Origin of the sequence: Mesorhizobium sp. 2RAF45 (genome assembly GCF_052115225.1) — a bacterium.
GTDB lineage: Bacteria > Pseudomonadota > Alphaproteobacteria > Rhizobiales > Rhizobiaceae > Mesorhizobium > Mesorhizobium jarvisii.
The window spans coordinates 771,548-790,112 of record NZ_JBFRGG010000001.1 but is presented as its reverse complement, the minus strand read 5'-3'; the positions used below and the strand labels follow the sequence as shown (position 1 = coordinate 790,112).

At 63.3% G+C, this 18,565-nt stretch carries 19 protein-coding genes; 11 read left to right on the top strand and 8 right to left on the bottom strand.

Features of this window, described 5'->3' with window-relative positions; genetic code table 11:
- Positions 1-10: 10 nt before the first annotated feature.
- The 3 genes from AB4Z43_RS03890 to AB4Z43_RS03880 are packed head-to-tail and all read left to right on the top strand — an operon-like array spanning position 11 to position 3,053.
- Positions 11-889 (top strand): ABC transporter permease, encoded by an 879-nt coding sequence (locus tag AB4Z43_RS03890; RefSeq protein ID WP_069092504.1) that lies wholly within the window; start codon positions 11-13, stop codon positions 887-889.
- A complete protein-coding gene (locus tag AB4Z43_RS03885) occupies positions 886-2,040 on the top strand; it encodes an ABC transporter permease (protein ID WP_069092503.1) in 1,155 nt (384 codons plus the stop codon). Before AB4Z43_RS03890 ends, AB4Z43_RS03885 begins: the two co-directional genes overlap by 4 nt.
- A 41-nt stretch (positions 2,041-2,081) precedes the next feature.
- Positions 2,082-3,053, top strand: coding sequence for an ABC transporter substrate-binding protein (locus AB4Z43_RS03880; protein ID WP_019859152.1), 972 nt, complete (start codon positions 2,082-2,084; stop codon positions 3,051-3,053).
- A gap of 70 nt (positions 3,054-3,123) precedes the next feature.
- Here AB4Z43_RS03880 and AB4Z43_RS03875 read toward each other — a convergent pair whose 3' ends face one another.
- Positions 3,124-3,582, bottom strand: coding sequence for an Lrp/AsnC family transcriptional regulator (locus tag AB4Z43_RS03875; protein WP_019859151.1), 459 nt, complete (start codon positions 3,580-3,582; stop codon positions 3,124-3,126).
- A 123-nt stretch (positions 3,583-3,705) separates the two neighbouring features.
- Here AB4Z43_RS03875 and AB4Z43_RS03870 point away from each other — a divergent pair, with 123 nt between their 5' ends.
- Together AB4Z43_RS03870 and AB4Z43_RS03865 are read left to right on the top strand one after the other, a co-directional pair.
- Positions 3,706-4,989: a cystathionine gamma-synthase family protein gene (locus AB4Z43_RS03870; protein WP_441935981.1), complete on the top strand. Its 1,284-nt coding sequence runs from the start codon at positions 3,706-3,708 to the stop codon at positions 4,987-4,989.
- A gap of 162 nt (positions 4,990-5,151) precedes the next feature.
- The gene (locus AB4Z43_RS03865) at positions 5,152-5,595 is read left to right on the top strand and encodes a CHRD domain-containing protein (protein ID WP_019859149.1); all 444 of its coding nucleotides are present in this window, start codon (positions 5,152-5,154) and stop codon (positions 5,593-5,595) included.
- A 48-nt stretch (positions 5,596-5,643) separates the two neighbouring features.
- On the opposite strand, the gene AB4Z43_RS03860 is transcribed toward AB4Z43_RS03865, so the two are convergent.
- The 3 genes from AB4Z43_RS03860 to AB4Z43_RS03850 form a co-directional block, all read right to left on the bottom strand.
- A complete protein-coding gene (locus tag AB4Z43_RS03860) occupies positions 5,644-7,293 on the bottom strand; it encodes a thiamine pyrophosphate-binding protein (RefSeq protein ID WP_441935979.1) in 1,650 nt (549 codons plus the stop codon).
- Positions 7,290-8,465 (bottom strand): CaiB/BaiF CoA transferase family protein, encoded by a 1,176-nt coding sequence (locus tag AB4Z43_RS03855; protein WP_019859146.1) that lies wholly within the window; start codon positions 8,463-8,465, stop codon positions 7,290-7,292. The genes AB4Z43_RS03860 and AB4Z43_RS03855 overlap by 4 nt, the downstream gene beginning before the upstream one ends.
- Before the next feature lie 123 nt (positions 8,466-8,588).
- Positions 8,589-9,518 carry an alpha/beta fold hydrolase gene (locus tag AB4Z43_RS03850; protein ID WP_019859144.1) on the bottom strand — a complete coding sequence of 310 codons (930 nt, stop codon included), beginning with the start codon at positions 9,516-9,518 and terminating at the stop codon, positions 8,589-8,591.
- Positions 9,519-9,702: 184 nt separating this feature from the next.
- Here AB4Z43_RS03850 and AB4Z43_RS03845 point away from each other — a divergent pair, with 184 nt between their 5' ends.
- Positions 9,703-10,710 carry a ribonuclease T2 family protein gene (locus AB4Z43_RS03845; protein WP_441935977.1) on the top strand — a complete coding sequence of 336 codons (1,008 nt, stop codon included), beginning with the start codon at positions 9,703-9,705 and terminating at the stop codon, positions 10,708-10,710.
- Positions 10,711-10,730: 20 nt separating this feature from the next.
- Here the strand turns inward: AB4Z43_RS03845 and AB4Z43_RS03840 are convergent, their stop codons facing one another.
- Complete coding sequence (locus AB4Z43_RS03840; RefSeq protein WP_441935975.1) at positions 10,731-12,017, bottom strand: diguanylate cyclase; 1,287 nt, start codon at positions 12,015-12,017, stop codon at positions 10,731-10,733.
- Positions 12,018-12,230: 213 nt separating this feature from the next.
- On the opposite strand from AB4Z43_RS03840, the gene ettA reads away from it, so the two are divergent.
- From ettA to AB4Z43_RS03815, 5 genes are all read left to right on the top strand, one after another.
- Positions 12,231-13,880 (top strand): energy-dependent translational throttle protein EttA, encoded by a 1,650-nt coding sequence (gene ettA / locus AB4Z43_RS03835; protein ID WP_019859140.1) that lies wholly within the window; start codon positions 12,231-12,233, stop codon positions 13,878-13,880.
- Positions 13,881-13,926: 46 nt separating this feature from the next.
- On the top strand, positions 13,927-14,697 hold the full coding sequence (gene tam / locus AB4Z43_RS03830; protein WP_441935973.1) for a trans-aconitate 2-methyltransferase: 771 nt from the start codon (positions 13,927-13,929) through the stop codon (positions 14,695-14,697).
- A 110-nt stretch (positions 14,698-14,807) separates the two neighbouring features.
- The gene (locus AB4Z43_RS03825; protein ID WP_244748123.1) at positions 14,808-15,143 is read left to right on the top strand and encodes a hypothetical protein; all 336 of its coding nucleotides are present in this window, start codon (positions 14,808-14,810) and stop codon (positions 15,141-15,143) included.
- A gap of 131 nt (positions 15,144-15,274) precedes the next feature.
- Positions 15,275-16,396 carry a beta-ketoacyl-ACP synthase III gene (locus AB4Z43_RS03820; RefSeq protein WP_441935971.1) on the top strand — a complete coding sequence of 374 codons (1,122 nt, stop codon included), beginning with the start codon at positions 15,275-15,277 and terminating at the stop codon, positions 16,394-16,396.
- Positions 16,397-16,563: 167 nt separating this feature from the next.
- Positions 16,564-16,980, top strand: a complete 417-nt coding sequence (locus AB4Z43_RS03815; RefSeq protein WP_441936162.1) for a GFA family protein — start codon at positions 16,564-16,566, stop codon at positions 16,978-16,980.
- 26 nt (positions 16,981-17,006) lie between these two features.
- Here AB4Z43_RS03815 and AB4Z43_RS03810 read toward each other — a convergent pair whose 3' ends face one another.
- From AB4Z43_RS03810 to AB4Z43_RS03800, 3 genes are all read right to left on the bottom strand, one after another.
- On the bottom strand, positions 17,007-17,573 hold the full coding sequence (locus AB4Z43_RS03810) for a methyltransferase family protein (RefSeq protein WP_441935969.1): 567 nt from the start codon (positions 17,571-17,573) through the stop codon (positions 17,007-17,009).
- A gap of 99 nt (positions 17,574-17,672) precedes the next feature.
- Complete coding sequence (locus AB4Z43_RS03805) at positions 17,673-18,071, bottom strand: VOC family protein (protein ID WP_441935967.1); 399 nt, start codon at positions 18,069-18,071, stop codon at positions 17,673-17,675.
- Between the two features lie 18 nt (positions 18,072-18,089).
- Positions 18,090-18,512 carry a hypothetical protein gene (locus AB4Z43_RS03800; protein ID WP_441935965.1) on the bottom strand — a complete coding sequence of 141 codons (423 nt, stop codon included), beginning with the start codon at positions 18,510-18,512 and terminating at the stop codon, positions 18,090-18,092.
- Positions 18,513-18,565 lie beyond the last annotated feature (53 nt).

Below are 18,565 nucleotides of genomic sequence, written 5' to 3'. Positions count from 1 at the left end.
GAAGCGCTAGATGGATAGCTTCCGCGACAAGCTCGTCCCCGTGACCTCGATCCTCGCCGGCGTGGTCGTGCTCTGGTACGTCTTCGCCGTCATCCTCAACGCGCCGTTCCAGCGCGATCTCGACACCCGGGCCAACGAAACGCCCGGCACCGTCGAGTTCATCGGCAAGACACTGGCGCAGCCGAAGCCGACGCTGCCGGCGCCGCATCAGGTGGCGATGAACTTCTTCGAGAACACATTTCTGCGGCCCATCACCTCTAGCCGCAGCCTCGTCTACAATGCGTGGGTGACGCTGTCGTCGACGCTGCTCGGCTTTGCCTTCGGCACGGCGCTCGGCATCATCATCGCCGTCGGCATCGTGCATGTGGCGACGCTCGACCGCAGCCTGATGCCGTGGATCATCGCCTCGCAGACGATTCCGATCCTGGCGGTGGCGCCGATGATCATTGTGGTGTTGGCGGCGATCGGCGTCACCGGGCTGATCCCGAAGGCGATGATCTCGACCTATCTGTCGTTCTTCCCGGTGACGGTTGGCATGGTGAAGGGGCTGCGCTCGCCCGAAATCATGCATCTCGACCTGATGCACACCTACAATGCCAGCCCCTCGCAGACCTTCTGGAAGCTGCGCGTGCCGGCCTCGGTACCGTTCCTGTTCACCTCTATGAAGGTGGCGGTGGCCGCGAGCCTGGTCGGCGCCATCGTCGGCGAACTGCCGACCGGTGCGGTCGCCGGCATCGGTGCCAAGCTGCTCGCCGGCGCATATTACAGCCAGTCCATCGACATCTGGTCGGCTCTGGTCGCGGGTTCCATCGTGGCGGCACTGCTGGTCATGGTGGTTGGCATGGCCGGGCGCATCGTCGACCGCGCCATGGGCGGGAGGTCGGCATGAACTGGCTGAAACCTTCGTGGCAAGCCGTGCTGGCGATCGTGTTGTGCGTGATCGCAATCGCGCTCGGCGCGATGTCGAAGCCGGAAGCGGCAGCGCTTGCGGACCCGACCGCCAGCATCAACTATCCCTATCTCGGAACCAAGGGCTTGATGCTCGGCCTGGCGATCTTGGCGGCGCTGGTCTCGATGGTCAGGATTCCATCGCTCGCGGAGGCCGGCGTGCTGTTTGTCGGCGCCCATCTCGTTGCCTCGCTGCTGATCTCGGGCATTGCGGGGTTCGAAGGCACGGCATTGGCGCCGTATTTCCTGCTGCTCACGGCCGCCTGGCTGCTTGGCTGGCGCTGCGTGGCGGTGCTGTCGGGGCTTCGCCCGATGGCGGGCTCGGCCCGCAACGCGCTGCGCCTGATCATCCCCGCCATCTTCGGAGCCTGGATCCTGATCATCTGGGAAGCGGTGACGCGCGGCGCCGGCATTCCCTTCATCCTGTTGCCGCCGCCGAGCGCCATCGGCGCGCGCATTGCCGGTTCGCTGCCGGTGCTCGGCGCCGATGTGCGGCAGACCATCTTCAAGGCGGTGATCTTCGGCTATGTCGTCGGCAGCGGCGCCGGCTTCATCACCGCCATCCTCACCGACCGCGTGCCCTTCCTGCGGCGTGGGCTTTTGCCGATCGGCAACATGGTCTCGGCGCTGCCGATCATCGGCGTGGCGCCCATCATGGTCATGTGGTTCGGCTTCGACTGGCAGTCCAAGGCGGCGGTCGTCATCATCATGACGTTCTTCCCGATGCTGGTGAACACCGTCGCCGGGCTCGCCGCATCAGGTCATATGGAGCGCGACCTGATGCGCACCTATGCATCGGGCTACTGGCCGACACTGATCAAGCTCAGGCTGCCGGCAGCCGCCCCCTTTATCTTCAACGCGCTGAAGATCAACTCGACGCTGGCGCTGATCGGCGCCATCGTCGCCGAGTTCTTCGGCACGCCCGTCGTCGGCATGGGCTTCCGCATCTCGACCGAGGTCGGGCGGATGAACATCGACATGGTCTGGGCCGAAATCGCAGTTGCAGCACTTGCGGGTTCGGTCTTTTATGGCGTGGTCGCTCTTGTCGAAAGAGCCGTCACGTTTTGGCATCCCTCTGTCCGTGGTGGATAGGGGCGGTGGGTTTAAGGGTGCTAACTTCAGAGGGTAAAAACATGAAAAGACTTGTCATTCCAGTTCTGGCCGGCGCGATGTCGCTCGCCGCCTTCCAGGCAATGGCCGCCGACAAGGTGACGTTGCAGCTGAAATGGGTCACGCAGGCCCAGTTTGCCGGCTACTATGTCGCCAAGGCCAAGGGTTTCTATGAAGCAGAAGGCCTCGACGTCGACATCAAGCCCGGCGGTCCCGACATCGCCCCCGAGCAGGTGATCGCCGGTGGCGGCGCCGATGTCATCGTCGACTGGATGGGCGGCGCGCTCGCCGCGCGCGAAAAGGGCGTGCCGCTGGTCAACATCGCCCAGCCGTTCAAGAAGGCCGGCATGGAACTGGTCTGCCCGAAGGACGGCCCGATCAAGACCGAAGCCGATTTCAAGGGGCATACGCTGGGCGTCTGGTTCTTCGGCAACGAATATCCGTTCTACGCCTGGATGAACAAGCTTGGCCTCAAGACCGATGGCGGCAAGGACGGTGTCACCGTGCTCAAGCAGAGCTTTGACGTGCAGCCGCTGATCCAGAAGCAGGCCGATTGCATCTCGGTCATGACCTACAACGAGTACTGGCAGCTGATCGACGCCGGCTACAAGCCGGAACAGCTCACCGTGTTCAACTACTCGGCGATGGGCAACGACCTGCTCGAGGACGGGCTCTATGCGTCGGAAGACAAGCTCAAGGATCCGGCCTTCGCCGACAAGATGGTGCGTTTCGTGCGCGCCTCGATGAAGGGCTGGAAATACGCCGTCGACAACAATGACGAAGCGGCAGGCATCGTCATGGATGGCGGCGGCCAGGACGAGAACCACCAGAAACGCATGATGAGCGAAGTCGCCAAGCTGATCGACAATGCCGACGGCAAGCTCGATCCGGCGACCTATGAGCGCACCGCCAAGGCGCTGCTCGACCAGAAGATCATCACCAAGGAGCCGAAAGGCGCCTACACCACCGCGATCACCGACAAGGCGATCAAGTAACCCTACCGGAGCGTGATCCCGAAAAGATCATGCTCAAACGACAAGATGGAGCGGCGCCCCTGGCCAGATGTCAGAGGCGCCGTTCCTTTATGGTGTTCATGACGAAGCTGGTCTCGATCGAGGCGACGCATTTCAGTCGTGCGATCTTCTCCTTGATGAAGCGCTCGTATTGTTCGAGGCTTCCGGTCACCACTTTCAGCACATAGTCGCGCGAACCGGTGACGAGGTGGCACTCCAGCACCTCTTCCCAGCCGCGGATCGCGTCCTCGAACATGACGATCTCGTCCTCGTTCTGCCGGCTGAGCCGGATTGTGGCGATGGCGACCATGCTCCAGCCGAAGGCGGCGGGATCGACCAGCGTGGTGTAACCCTTGATCACACCCGTCTCCTCCAGCCGCCGCACGCGCCTGAGACAAGGTGACGGCGACAGGCCGATGCGCTCGGCGAGCTCGTTGTTGGTGATGCGGGCGTCATCACGCAGTTCGCGCAGAATCCTGAGGTCAAAATCGTCGGCTATCTTCTGCTGCATTTTTTATCACTCGGGGCAATTTCTTGCCGGCAAGCAGCCATGTACGGCCGAAAATAGCAAGGACTGGCCGATCTAGATCGCATAAATTGCGGCGGGATATCTCTCAAAAAAGCAGGAAAAGCCATGACCGCGCCACGCCCGTCGAAAACCCATATCGGCAACCACAAGCTCCATCCGGAGACGCTGATGCTGAGCTATGGCTTCGATCCGCAGCTGTCGGAAGGCGCGGTCAAGCCGCCAGTGTTCCTGACCTCGACCTTCGTGTTCAAATCGGCGGAAGAGGGGCGCGACTTCTTCGACTACACGTCCGGCCGCAAGGAACCGCCGAGCGGCACGGCATCGGGTCTCGTCTATTCGCGCTTCAACCATCCCAACAGCGAGATCGTCGAGGACCGGCTGGCGATCTATGAGGGCACGGACGCCTGCATCCTGTTTTCGTCCGGCATGTCGGCGATCGCGACGACACTGCTGGCCTATGCCCGTCCGGGCGACGTCATCCTGCATTCGCAGCCGCTCTATGGCGGCACCGAGACGCTGCTGACGCGCACGCTGTCCGGCTTCCGCATCGGCGCTGTCGGCTTCGCCGACGGTGTCGACGAGAAGGCGGTTCGGGCAGCCGCCGATGCCGCGGTGGCGAAGGGGCGCGTTTCCGTCATCCTGATCGAGACGCCGTCCAATCCGACCAACAGCCTGGTCGATATCGCGCTGATGCGGACGATCGCTGATGAGATTGGTGCGGGCCAAGGGTCAACACCGATCATCGTCTGCGACAACACGCTGCTCGGCCCGGTGTTCCAGCGGCCGATCGAGCACGGCGCCGATGTCTCCGTCTATTCGCTGACCAAATATGTCGGGGGCCATTCCGACCTCATCGCGGGCGCGGCCATGGGCAGCAAGGCCGTCACCAAGCCGATCAAGGCGCTGCGCGGCGCGATCGGCACGCAGCTCGACCCGCATTCCTGCTGGATGCTCGGCCGTTCGCTGGAGACGCTGTCGATCCGCATGGAGCGGGCCAACGACAATGCGCGCCTGGTCGCCGAATTCCTGCGCGATCATGCCAAGGTCGAGAAGGTGCATTATCTGCCGTTCCTGGGCGAGGATACGCCGGCGGGGCGCGCCTATGTGAGGCAATGCAGCGGCGCCGGCTCGACATTCTCCTTCGACATCAAAGGCGGAGAGAAGGCGGCTTTCGCATTTCTCAACGCCCTCCAGATCTTCAAGCTGGCAGTAAGTCTCGGCGGCACCGAGTCGCTCGCCAGCCATCCGGCGGCCATGACCCATTCCGGCATTCCATTCGACGTGCGCCAGCGCATCGGGGTGCTGGAGACCACGGTCAGGCTGTCGATCGGTGTCGAGCATCCGGACGATCTGATCGCGGACCTGACGCAGGCGCTGGCGTCGGCCTGAAGCTTGCTCTTTGGAAACTACAAAGGGGCGAGCGATCGTCCCCTTTGCTTTTCCTGGTAACAAAAACGTGTGCGGGGAAACATTGCGCGCTCCAGCCGTTGCGTTGAAGCATGCGCGCGTCGGGGGACCGTGACCCATGCGACAGCCAATCGGAGGTTTTTCATGCGCACATATTCTTTCCTGCCGGTGCTTTCGGCTCTTGCCGTTTCGACCGCCTTCCTGCTCGCTTCGCCAGCAATGGCCGAGGTGGTGAAGTACAAGGCAACGCTCGATGGCGGCCAGCAGAACCCGCCCGTCACCACCAAGGGCAAAGGCACCGCCACGCTCACCTTCGACACCACCAAGAAGAAACTCAGCTGGAACGTCAAATATTCCGGCCTCAGCGGACCGGCGACGGCAGCGCATATTCACGGCCCGGCGGCGATGGGTGCGAATGCCGCTCCGGTCATCCCGTTCAAAGGCAAGCTCAAGAGCCCGATCAAGGGGTCGGCAACGCTGACGGATGCGCAGGCCGCCGACCTGGCGGCCGGCAATTATTATGTCAATGTCCATACCGCCGCCAACAAGGACGGCGAGATCCGCGGCCAGATCGAGGCGGCGAAATAACGGAAACCGCTTAAAAAAGGGGCGGGCGACCGCCCCTTTTTGTTTGGATCACGCCTTGTCGCGGATCTGCGTCATCGTGCGGGTTGGCGTGATCGCTTCGGGGTCGAGCCTGATTTCGACGATGGCCGGCTTGCCGCTGGCCCGCGCTCGCTCGAAGGCCGGCGCGAAGTCTGCCGTCTTCTCGACCGTCTCGCCATGCCCGCCATAGGCGCGTGCCAGCGACGCGAAGTCGGGATTCCTGAGATCGGTGGCGACGACGCGGCCGGGATATTCGCGTTCCTGGTGCATGCGGATGGTGCCGTAAATGCCGTTGTTGACGACGATGACGATGATCGGCAGGTCATATTGCACGGCGGTGGCGAACTCCTGGCCATTCATCAGGAAGCAGCCGTCGCCGGCAAAGGCGATCACGGTGCGATCCGGATAAAGGGCCTTGGCGGCGACCGCCGCCGGGGTGCCGTAGCCCATCGAGCCGGAGGTCGGCGCCGCCTGCGTGCCGAAACGGCGGAAGCGGTGGAAGCGGTGCACCCAGGTGGCATAGTTGCCGGCGCCGTTGGCGAAGATGGCGTCGTGCGGCAACTCCTGTTCCAGATAGTTCATGATCGGGCCCATCTGCAGGTCGCCCGGACCCGTCTGCGGCGGCGTCGACCATTCGAGATAGGCGCTATGCGCTTTCGCCGTCTCGGCCGTCCAAGATGGTGTGCCGGCCGGCTTGCGCTTGGCAAAGGCCTCGACGAAGGCGGCGGGCGAGGCGTTGATTGCCAGCGTCGGCCGGTAGACGCGGCCGAGCTCGCCGGCGTCGGCGTGGACATGCACCAGCGCCTGGTCGGGGTAGGGGCTTTTCAGCAGCGTGTAGTCGGAAGAGGGCATCTCGCCCATGCGCCCGCCGATCAACAGCACGACATCGGCCGCCTTGACCTGCGCCGCCAGCTTGGGGTTGATGCCGATGCCAACGTCGCCGGCGTAGTTCGCGTGAAGATGGTCGAAGAGCATCTGGCGACGGAAAGAGCAGCCGACGGGAAGCGACCACGTCTCCGATATGGTGCGCATGCGCGCGACGGCTTCCTCATTCCAGCGTGTGCCGCCGAGGATGACGAATGGTCGCTTGGCGCCGTTGAGCAGCATTTCCAGCGCATCGAGTTCGGCCCCGCCGGGATAGGTCTCGACCGGCGTGTGGGGAAGCGCTTCCGGAGCCTGGACCTCGCTGGTCAGCATGTCTTCGGGCAGCGAGATGACGACCGGGCCAGGCCGTCCCGATGTCGCGACCGCGAAGGCGCGGGTGACGAATTCGGGGATGCGCGAGGCGTCGTCGATCTCGACCACCCATTTGGCGATGTCGCCGAAGAACCTCTTGTAATCCACCTCCTGGAACGCCTCGCGTTCCTTGGCATGGCTGGCGACCTGGCCGATAAATAGGATGAGCGGCACCGAATCCTGCATGGCGATGTGGATACCGGCGGATGCGTTGGTGGCGCCGGGGCCGCGGGTGACGAAGCAGATGCCGGGCTTGCCGGTCAGCCGGCCCTGGCAGTCGGCCATCATCGCGGCACCCCCCTCCTGGCGGCAGACGATGGTGCGGATCGATGAATCGTGCAGCGCGTCGAGCACCGCCAGATAGGATTCGCCGGGCACGCAGAAGATGCGGTCGGTGCCGTTCGCTTCCAGCGCTTCGACGATCAGTTGTCCACCGGTCTTCATTTTGCTGATCTCTCCAGTTCGGCAAGGATTTCGTCGGTGTGTTCGCCCAGGCGCGGCGAAGGGCGCTCATAGACCAGCGGCGTGCCCGACATCACCATCGGCGCGCGCACCGAGGGCAGAAGATTGCCATGGCCGTCGTCGAGGTCGAGCCGCATGCCGCGCGCGATCGTCTGCGGATCAGCAAACATCTGGCCGATCGTGTTGATCGGGCTGGCCGGCACGCTTGCCGCTTCCAGCTTTGCCAGCAGCGGGGCGCGATCGAGCGTGCTCAGCGCCTCGACGATGCGTTCGCGCAGCTTCACCCGGTTGGCGACCCGGGCCGGATTTGTGGCGAAGTCGGGATTGGTCGACAATTCATCCAGCCCGACGGCGGCACAGAATTTGGCGAACTGGCCGTCATTGCCGACCGCCAGGATGATGTGGCCGTCCCGGACCGGCACCACCTCGTAAGGCGCGATGTTCATATGCGCATTGCCCATCTGCACCGGCGACTTGCCGGAGACGAGATAGTTGAGGTTCTGGTTGCCGAGCGCCGAGATCTGCGTGTCGAACAGCGCCATGTCGATATGCTGGCCCTCGCCGGTTTGTTCGGCATGCCGCAACGCGGCCTGTATGGCGATGACGGAATAGAGCCCGGTGAAGATGTCCGAGATGGCGACGCCGGCCTTTTGCGGCTCGCGGCCGACCTCGCCGGTGATCGACATCATGCCGGCCATGGCCTGGATGATGAAGTCGTAGCCGGCGCGCGGCGCATAGGGCCCGTCCTGGCCGAAGCCGGTGATCGAGCAATAGACGAGGCGCGGGTTGATCTTGCGCAGGCTGTCGTAATCAAGCCCGTATTTCTTCAGGCCGCCGAGCTTGAAATTCTCGATCAGCACGTCCGACGTGGCGACCAGCCGGCGCACGGTCTCGGCGCCCTCCGGCGTCGAGAAATCGATAGCGATGGAACGCTTGCCGCGGTTGCAGGAATGGTAATAGGCGGCCGACAGGTTCTCGCCGTCATGGCTCATGACGAAGGGCGGGCCCCATTTGCGGGTGTCGTCGCCGCCATCGGGACTTTCGACCTTGATGACGTCGGCGCCGAGATCGGCAAGCAATTGCCCGGCCCATGGCCCGGCGAGGATGCGGGCGAGTTCGACGACGCGGACGCCTTTCAGGGGTGGTTCGGCCATAAATCACCGTGATTGCCGCAATCACCATGATTGCCGCGAAAGCAGAGCCTCTATCAAGCCCGGCATCGGCTGTCACGGCCCTTGCAATAGGCCAACGGGCCGGTTCGAAAAGGATTCAGGTCGCTATTTCAGCACGCTGTCGGCCCAGGTGGCGAAATCGTTCATGATGATATCGCGGTTCACCTCGTTCAGGCCTTCGTGGCGGGTGTCGGCGTAAACCTTTGAAACGAGATTCGAAAAGCCCATCCCGCGCATGCGATTGGCAAGGTGGGTGATGCCCTTGCCATAGTCCGAGGCGGGGTCTTTCTCGCCGCCGATGATGGCGACGGGAAGGTCGCGCCGGACGCCGGCAAAGCCGGCATCCTTGCCGCCGTTGAGCGCCATCGAGACCACGTCGCGCCACATCGACACGGAGGCATCCCAGCCGCACAGCGGATCGGCGATGTATTTCGCCACCTCGGCCTCGTCGCGCGATAGCCAGTCGAACGGCGTGCGGTGATCGGGCACCGCCTTGCCCCAGGCCTGAAAGGTGAGTTTCGGCAGCAGGCGGGACGGGACATCGGAGCCCAGCCGCATCCGTTCCCAGGCCAGGATGCCGAGCGCCACCTGCCCAAGCCGCCCTTGCGAAAAATTGCCGTTCCAGATCGCGGCGGCATGGATGCGCGGCGAGTGGCCCAAAAGGTAGTTCAGCGCCACCGACGCGCCCATCGAATGACCGAAGAGGATGACCGGGAGGCCCGGGCATTCGCTGGCGATGAGATCATGGATGGCGTCGACATCGGCGATCACCTTGGCCGGTCCATCCTCGTCGGCGAATTTGCCGAGCGGTGCGTCAGGCGCCTTGGTCGCGCCGTGACCGCGATGGTCATGGACATAGAGGTGGAAGCCGCGCGCGGAGAGGAAATCGGCAAAGCGGGCATAGCGCGCGGCGTGCTCGGCCAAGCCGTGGTTGATCTGGACGACCGCACGCGGTTTGTCTTCAGCCTGCCTGACGAAGAGATTGAGATCGGCGCCGGTCGGTGAGTGGACCATGCGTTGCTGATTGAAAGGCATGGCCGCCCGCTCTCCCCCCTCGTTTTATCTTTGTTGGCTTTTCTTGCGCCGGCGCCGGTTACGCGTCAATCCACAGCAAATGCTTTTGCGCGACGATGTTTCTTGCGTTCGACCAGCAAAATATCGCAATTCTGACATGGAGACAGCTTCAGTCTGTCGCCCACTTCTCAGCCGGGGATCTCTCATGCGCATTGGTGTCGTTTTCGGATTGGCCATGCTGGCGGTATCGCTGGCCAATGCTGCGCATGCCGAAGTCAAGATGAGCGGCACCTTCGTTGCCGATGCGGCCTGTCCGGCAACGCAAGCCATCAAGAACGGCAAGAACCCCGGCAACGTCTCGACCGATGCCGGAAAGAGCTACCAGCTGCTGGCCGGCAACAAGGACGCGCCGACGCATTATCTGATCCTGGTGCCGGGCTCCGATCCGGAGCGCCGCTGGGTGAAGGTCACTTGCGGCCATGTCTCGGGCAGCAGTGCCTCGACGGTGCCTGCGGCACCTGGCGGACAAGGCAAGGCCGCCCCATCGGGGAAACCCGAATATGTCTTCGCGCTGAGCTGGCAGCCGGCTTTCTGCGAGACCAAGTCGAGTAAGACCGAATGCAGGGCGCAGAACCCGAATGAGTTCGACGCCACCAACTTCACCTTGCATGGGCTGTGGCCGCAGCCGAACGGCAATTCCTATTGCCAGGTGGCGGCCAGCGACAAGGCCAACGACAATCCCGCTCACTGGAAGGATCTGCCGCCGGTCAATCTGGACGCCGGCACCCGCAAGGAGCTCGATCAGGTGATGCCGGGCACGGCCTCCCAGCTGGAACGGCATGAATGGATCAAGCACGGCACCTGCTACGGCAAGAGCCAGCAGGAATACTTCTCCGACGCGCTCGGCCTGATGCGACAAGTAAACGCCTCGCCGGTGCGCGAGCTCTTCGCCAAGACCATTGGCGGCAAGCTGACGGCGGACCAGATCCGTGGCGCCTTCGACCAGGCCTTCGGTGCCGGGGCAGGGGATCGCGTGCGGGTGTCCTGCGTCATCGATCCCTCAAATGGCCGGCGGCTGATCGGCGAATTGACGCTCGGCCTTGCCGGCCCGATCAGCCCGAACGCTTCGCTTAAGGACCTGCTGCTGGCTTCCGTGCCGACCAACAAGGCCGGTTGCCCGATAGGCACCGTCGACGCGATCGGGTTCCAGTAAGGACACACCTGGCTCTAGATTTAGAACTGCGCCGACCTGGTCCAGGCGATGGCGGCGTCCGGCTCATGGCCGCCCGGCTCGCCGACGACGCGGTCGCGTCCGGTGGACTTCGCCTTGTAGAGGCGCTGGTCGGCAAGCGCGAACAGATCGGCAAGACAGCGCGTCGTTTCGCTGACGGTTGAAACGCCGGCGCTGACGGTCAGCTCGAAGCGGGTGGCCACGGGCGATGCCTTGACGGCGTAGCGGATGCTTTCGCCAAACAGCCTGGCGACCGGATGCGGGCGCGAACTGAGGATGGCGAACTCCTCGCCGCCGATGCGGAACACCTGGTCTTCGGCGCTCGCCACTTCGCGGAGCAGGCTTGCTACCGCTTTCAGCACCTTGTCGCCTTCGGCATGGCCGAAACGGTCGTTGATCGACTTGAAATGGTCGACATCGACGATCAGCAGGCTGAGGGGCCTCGCCGTGCGCAGGCTGACCTCGACGGCGGCTTCACCGTCGGCGTCGAAGCGGCCGCGATGCAGCAGGCCGGTCAGGCCGTCGCGGCCGACATGCTCGACCAGCGCTTCATAGCGCTCGCGATAGGTCAGCGTTTCGAAAATGTCCGTCAGACCGCGCGGCAGCGCAATGTCGCGGACCTCGAACCACCTTAGGTAGGCCACGAGCATGCCGCTGAAGGCCAGCGCCGCCGCCATCTTGGCGAACCAGCCGCCGAAGAAGACGGCAATCGGCGCGCCGGCGACGAAATGCAGCGCGGTGAAGAAGCCCGCCTGGTCGAAGGTCAGCACACAAGCGACGCAGATCAGGATGCGCGCGAACTGCGCCTTGCGCAGGGTGCGTCCAAGTCTTTCATAGAGCAGGATGATCAGGATAGCGTCGATGAACAGGAGCGTCGTGCCCCATACCATCAGCCAGCCCATCTCGTCGATGAAGCCGATATCGGGCAGCTTGCCGTCGGGGAGCGGCGCGATGGCATGCAGGCGCAAGAGCAGCACCATCCCGATCATCAACGCATTGCCGAGCAGCAGGCCATAGATGGGCTGGCGCACGGTGGCGGCGTCCTCCTTGATGTAGAGCAGGAGCAGCATCACCAGCTTGCCCGAAAACAGCACTGCCGAGCCTGGCGAGACCAGGCCGAACGGCAGCGCGACATAAAAGACGCTGGCGAGATAGGTTTCCAGGAAATGCATGACGCCGAGCGCGCAGACGAAGACGCCGAGGCCAATGCGCTTCCTGAAGCGAAAAAGCGTCACCATGACGCTGAAGTAGACGACCGCTTCGGCAAGGAGCAGGAAACTGTTCAGCACTGCCGTCGATCCGCTTTCTCTACAGGAATCGCGGCCAGCCAGCGATTCCACCCCGATCCTGTTGTGACGCGGAAGGGTTAACCGGAGATTTCTGCGCGCCTCGTGATCGGCTTGATCTGGCAAAAGCGATTGCCGTTCGCCGCCGCATCGCCTACATAGCGGCCAACCTCCATTCAATTCGACAATTCAGTCAGTTTTTCAGGGAAAGCGCGCGTGGCACGCCAGTTCATCTATCACATGTCCGGCCTGTCGAAGGCCTACGGCACCAAGAAGGTGCTCGATAACGTTCACCTGTCCTTCTATCCGGACGCCAAGATCGGCATTCTCGGGCCCAACGGCTCGGGTAAGTCGACCATCCTGCGCATCATGGCCGGGCTCGACAAGGAGTTTCAGGGCGAGGCGTGGCTGGCCGAGGGTGCCACCGTCGGCTACCTGGCGCAGGAGCCGCATCTCGACAACTCAAAGACCGTGCGTGAAAACGTCATGGACGGCGTCGGCAGGAAGACCGCCATCATCGAGCGCTACAACGAACTGATGATGAACTATTCCGACGAGACGGCCGACGAGTCCGCCAAGTTGCAGGACGAGATGGACCGGCTCAACCTGTGGGATCTCGACCAGCAGGTCGAGATGGCGATGGACGCGCTGCAGTGCCCGCCGGCCGATTCCGAAGTGACCAACCTGTCGGGCGGCGAGCGTCGCCGCGTGGCGCTCTGCCGGTTGCTTCTGGAACAGCCCGACCTGTTGCTGCTCGACGAACCGACCAACCATCTCGACGCCGAGACCACGGCGTGGCTGGAAAAGCACCTGCGCGACTATCCCGGCTCGGTGCTGATCATCACCCACGACCGTTACTTCCTCGACAATGTCACCGGCTGGATCCTCGAGCTCGACCGTGGCCGCGGCATTCCCTATGAGGGCAACTACACCAGATATCTCGACGCCAAGGCCAAGCGCCTGATCCAGGAAGGCCGCGAGGACGACGCTCGTCAGAAGTCGATCTGGCGCGAGCGCGAATGGATCCAGTCCTCGCCGAAGGCGCGCCAGACCAAGTCCAAGGCGCGTATCAAGGCCTATGAGGAACTGGTCGAGCAGTCGCAGAACCGCAAGCCGACCGACACACAGATCGTTATTCCCTCGAGCGAGCGCCTCGGCAACGTCGTCATCGAGGTCGAAGGCCTCAACAAGGGTTTTGGCGACGAGCTTCTGATCGAGAACCTGTCGTTCCGGCTGCCGCCGGGCGGCATCGTCGGCGTTATCGGCCCCAACGGCGCCGGCAAGACGACGCTGTTCAAGACCTTCACCGGCCAGGAAAAGCCGGATGCGGGCACCGTGCGCATCGGCGAGACGGTCAAGCTCGGCTATGTCGACCAGAGCCGCGACGCACTGGATGGGAACAAGACCGTGTGGGAAGAAATCTCCGGCGGCGCCGAAATCATCAAGCTCGGCAAGCACGAGATCAACAGCCGCGCCTATTGCTCGTCCTTCAACTTCCGCGGCGGCGACCAGCAGCAGAAAGTCGGCAACCTCTCCGGCGGCCAGCGCAACCGCGTGCACCTGGCCAAGATGCTGAAGAACGGCGGCAATGTCCTGCTGCTCGACGAACCGACCAACGACCTCGACACCGAAACGCTGGGAGCGCTGGAAGACGCGCTCGAAGCCTATGCCGGCTGCGCCGTCATCATCAGCCACGACCGCATGTTCCTCGACCGTATGGCGACGCACATGCTGGCCTTCGAAGGCGACGCGCATGTCGAATGGTTCGAAGGCAATTTCGAGGAATATGAGAAGGACAAGCTGCGCCGCCTCGGCGCCGAGGCGGCGGCCCCGCACCGCATGACGCACAAGCGGCTGACGCGGTAGGGGATCGTTAGGGCGGTGAATTCTCAAAGCCACATGAGGAGTTCAAATGGCTGACTGGTCCGCCGCCCAATATCTGAAATTCGAAGATGAGCGCACGCGGCCGGCGCGTGACCTTGTCGCGCAAGTGCCGGTCGACTTCCCGCGCCGGGTCGTCGACATAGGCTGCGGGCCGGGCAATTCGACCGAGCTTCTGGTCGAGCGCTGGCCGGATGCGCAGGTGATAGGCTTCGACACCTCGCCCGACATGATCGAGAAGGCGAGGGCGCGCCTGCCCAATGTCAGCTTCGACCTGGCGGACGCGGCGACATGGCAGCCGGCCGAACCGGTCAATGTGATCTTCGCCAACGCGGTGTTCCAGTGGCTGCCCACGCATCCGGCGGTGTTCCAGCGGCTGATGGGCTTTCTGGCGCCTGGTGGCGCGCTGGCCGTCCAGATGCCGGACAACCTGCTTGAGCCTTCGCATCAGATGATGCGGGAAACCGCCGCCGAAATGCCGTTCGCCGACAAGCTCAAGGGCGCGGCGCGCGGACCGTTGCCGCCCGTGTCGTTCTATTATGACCTGTTGTCGCCGCTCACCGATCGGCTGGATATCTGGCATACGGCCTACAACCATCCGCTGGCCGACGCCGAGGCGATCGTCGAATGGGTGAAGTCGACCGGGCTGAAGCCCTTCCTCGATCCGCTGGACGCCGACGAGCGCAAGATGTTCCTGGACAATTACACGGCCAAGGTCAAAAAGGCCTATCCCAGAATGGCGAATGGCAAGGTGCTGCTGCGCTTCCCGCGTATCTTCATTGTCGCCAAGCGGGACGGCTAGGAAAGAATTATCCACTTCGCCTGCAGCCGATTGCCGTGGCTTGACCCGGTTTCGCCGTCATGCCCAATTTATCGCGTGGGGCCATGATGGCCGCGTGGCAGGGGGAAATGATGAGTTTGAAAAGGTTGCTCTATGGCGGCGGCGTTTGCGCGGCGGCACTTCTGGCGTTCTCGGTTTCGGCGCAAGCCAAGCGGGCGCGCTGCTTCACGTCGGATGATGGGTATTTCCCGTGCAGCTACCGCGCGATCGATGATGCCGGCAGTTTCCGGATAGCGGCGCCGGGTTACCCGACCTATGTGCTGGAGATCGACGGGCCGGGCTTTGCCTATGGCTATGTCAATCTCGGTCGCCGCAACGTGCCGCTGGCGGGGCAGTTCGTGCGCAGCCGTGACGACGGCGCCTGCTGGAACAACCCGCAGACAAACACCAAGCTGTGCGCCTGGTGAAATCCTGGTTCAAGCCGGCCCGAATCCTTAGTTTAAGCCGGCGTAAACCGGCCGGATGAGAAAAGTGTTGCGCCGAAGCGTTTCGGCGCCCACATGAAGCCGCAACGCCTGCGGATGGGACGGACTGAAACATGCATCGCGTCATCATCAGCGGCATTGGCGCTGAAATTCCTGAAGCTGTCATCACGAATGAAGAACTGGTCGAGAGCTTCAACAGCTGGGTCGACACGGAGAATGTGYGCCGCCAGGGTACTGGCGAGCCTATGCTGCAGAAATCCGACAGCGACTTCATCGTCCATGCCTCGGGCGTGAAATCCCGTCATGTCATCGAGCGCGAAGGCATTCTCGACCCGACCCGCATGACGCCGCGCATTCCCGCGCGGCCCGACGATGCGCTGTCGCTGGAGGCCGAGTTCGGCATTGCCTCGGCCAGGAAGGCGCTCGACCATGCCGGCGTTGAACCGTCCCAGATCGACCTGATCATCTGCTCGGCCTCGCACCACCAGCGCCCCTATCCGGCGATCGCCATCGAAATGCAGGAGGCGCTCGGCACCACCGGCGCCGGTTTCGACATGGGGCTCGGCTGTTCGTCCGCGGCGGCCGCCCTGCACATGGCGGTCAATCTCGTGCGCTCTGGCGCGCACAAGCGCATCCTGGTGACCACGCCGGAAATCATCACCGGCCATCTCAATTTCCGCGACCGGCAGACGCATTTCATCTTCGGCGACGCTTCGGTGTCGATGGTGGTTGAGGGGCTTGCCCAGGGCGACAAGCGGCCGGGGCGTTTCGAGGTGCTGGATACGCGGCTGTGGACGCAGATGTCGAACAACATCCGCACCAATCTCGGCTACCACACCCGCACCGCCCAGGATGATCCCTACATGATCAATCTGGAAGGCAACCTGATCAAACAGGTCGGCAACAAGGTGTTCAAGGAAGTCACCGTCGCCGGCCAGAAATTCATCGTCGAGTTCCTGGCCGAGCATGGGCTGACGCCGCAGGCGATCCGGCGCTTCTGGCTGCATCAGGCAAATGCGCGCATGAATGCGATGATCCTGAAGCTGTCGTTCGGCCACGATGTCGATCACGATCGCGCGCCGATGGTGCTGGAGCGGCTGGGCAACACGGCGGGCGCCGGCGCCATCGTCGCGCTGTCGGAGAACCATGCCGACATGAAGCCCGGTGATTTCGGCTTGATCTGCGCCTTTGGCGCGGGGTATTCGATAGGTGGCGCGCTCATCCGGATGCTCTAGGCAATGTCGCGGTGACGCTGGCCCGAAAGGGCCATTCGGACTTTCGTCCTCATGGGGGCCGCTGCGCGCCCGTCCTACATTCCCGTTCAGCCTGGACCGACCCTCGACACGCCCGTGTCGGGGGCGGCTTGAATCAACGCGAACTCGTTTCAGAAAGGAGAGTTCCAATGGTCGATGCACGATGCAGCTGCGGTGCCCTCACGCTGACGCTGACAGGACCATCAAAACTGGTTGTCGCCTGCCACTGTCTCGATTGCCAGCGCCGAACCGGCGCGCCCTTCGGCGTCGGCGCCTTTTATCCGGCTGACGCTGTCGCCATCTCTGGAACCGCGAAAGAATTCACGCGCGATACCACGAGCGGCGGCAAGGTGCACAACCACTTCTGTCCCGCCTGCGGCTCGACGGTCTATTGGAAAGCCGACAGGCTGCCATCGCTGATCGGTGTCGCGGTTGGTGCGCTTGCCAACCCGAACTATCCGCCGCCCGTCCGGTCGATCTTCGAACAGTCGAAGCATGATTGGGTTCAAATCGACGGTGCCGTCGACCATTTTCGGCAAGGCAGCGCGGCGGGGAAATCGAGCTGAGCGGGCGTTCGCCGCACCTTGGCGTGTCAGGCCGGCGTAAAGGGAACCAGCATCGGCACCCGCCGCGCGTAGTCGTCATAGGCGGGGCCAAGTTCGCCGCGCAAGAAGCGCTCCTCGAGTTTTGCCTTCATGACGATGCCGATGGTGAGCAGTGCGACACCTGCAATGCCCCACACAGTGCCTTTCGCGAGCATGGTGGCGAGGAGCGCCAGCAGCAATCCTGTGTAGATCGGGTGGCGGACGAGGCCGTATGGACCGGTATCGACCACGCGGTGGTCTGCCTTGGCAGTGACCGAGGCCGACCACAGCCTGCCCAAATGAATACGCGCCCACCACGAGAAGATGAGGCCGATGGCGATCAGGGCAATGCAAGCCCAGGCCTCGGCGAGGCTTGGTGTCCACAATCTCAACCTGCCCTCATAGCCGTGCGCCGGGACGAACAGCAGGACGGTGCCGGCCAGCCAGAACACTCGATAACGGACCTCCGCGCCGATGGTGGCGCGTTTTCTAGCCGGATCAGCCCACATGGCGGCCGCAATCCAGGTGACCACCCAGACGAGCCAAAGCAGCGCGATTGCCGTCGCCGGTCGCATGAGAACCTCCGCAGTGTCTCGCCAACATGAAAGCGATCCGACGCGGCGGCAATGCGGCACCAATTCCATTTCCGGTAAGAAGATCGTGATCCTTCGCCTTCATTGACCCGAGCAACTGAACATCCACTGCACGCCATAGGCGTCGACCAGCATGCCGAAGCTGGTTCCCCAATATTGCCGTGCCAGCGGCACGGTGATGCGGCCGCCGGCGGCCATGCGGGCAAAAAGCGCGCGCATGGCCACCAGCTCGTGGAATTCCAGCATCATGGCGGAGCCATTCATCGGCTCCGCATCGTCATTGTCGGAGGCATAAAACAGCACGCCCGGACCTTCGAAGCGCGCATGCAGGATTTTTCCGCGCATGGTTTCGGTCCGCACCGGCATGCCGTTATCGCCCCAGCGCAGCAGGATCGTTCCCCGGCCAAGGCCGCACTGTTCGTAGAAAGCCAGTGCCGGCTCGCAATTGGTGGTGAAGAAGAGCGAAGGGGAGAGCCGCATCACATCTTCCCTATCAGATCAATGCGCAGCGGCGGTGGCGGCGGCGATGAGCGCGTCGCCGGTAAATTGCCTGTCGCCGATGCCCCAGCCGCCGTCAGGCGCGTTGACGATGTTGATCCAGGTATTTTCCGGCTTGTGCCCGGGCACGCAGAGTTCGGCGACAATTCCGGCGGCCGCGGTGATGAAGGCGTTGCGGGTCTCGATCGAGCCAAGGCCGATATTGGGCAATTTCAACTCCACCATCACGACGGGCCTGTTGGCGCCGCCGGCATAGATATGGCGCAGCGGCAGGATGTGGACAGTGCCGCCGACGATCGCGGTGAAGAAGGCATTGCCGGTGGCGCCGGAAGCTTCGATGAGGGCGGCGCTGAGGCGCGGCAGGATCTCGCGCTCTCCGGCCTCTGTCAGGACGCCTTCCGGCGCGGTCACGGTGATGGGCATTGGTCTCTCCTTGTCCTCGGGCTGCACGGCCTTGCCGGAAGATCGTCTTCCGG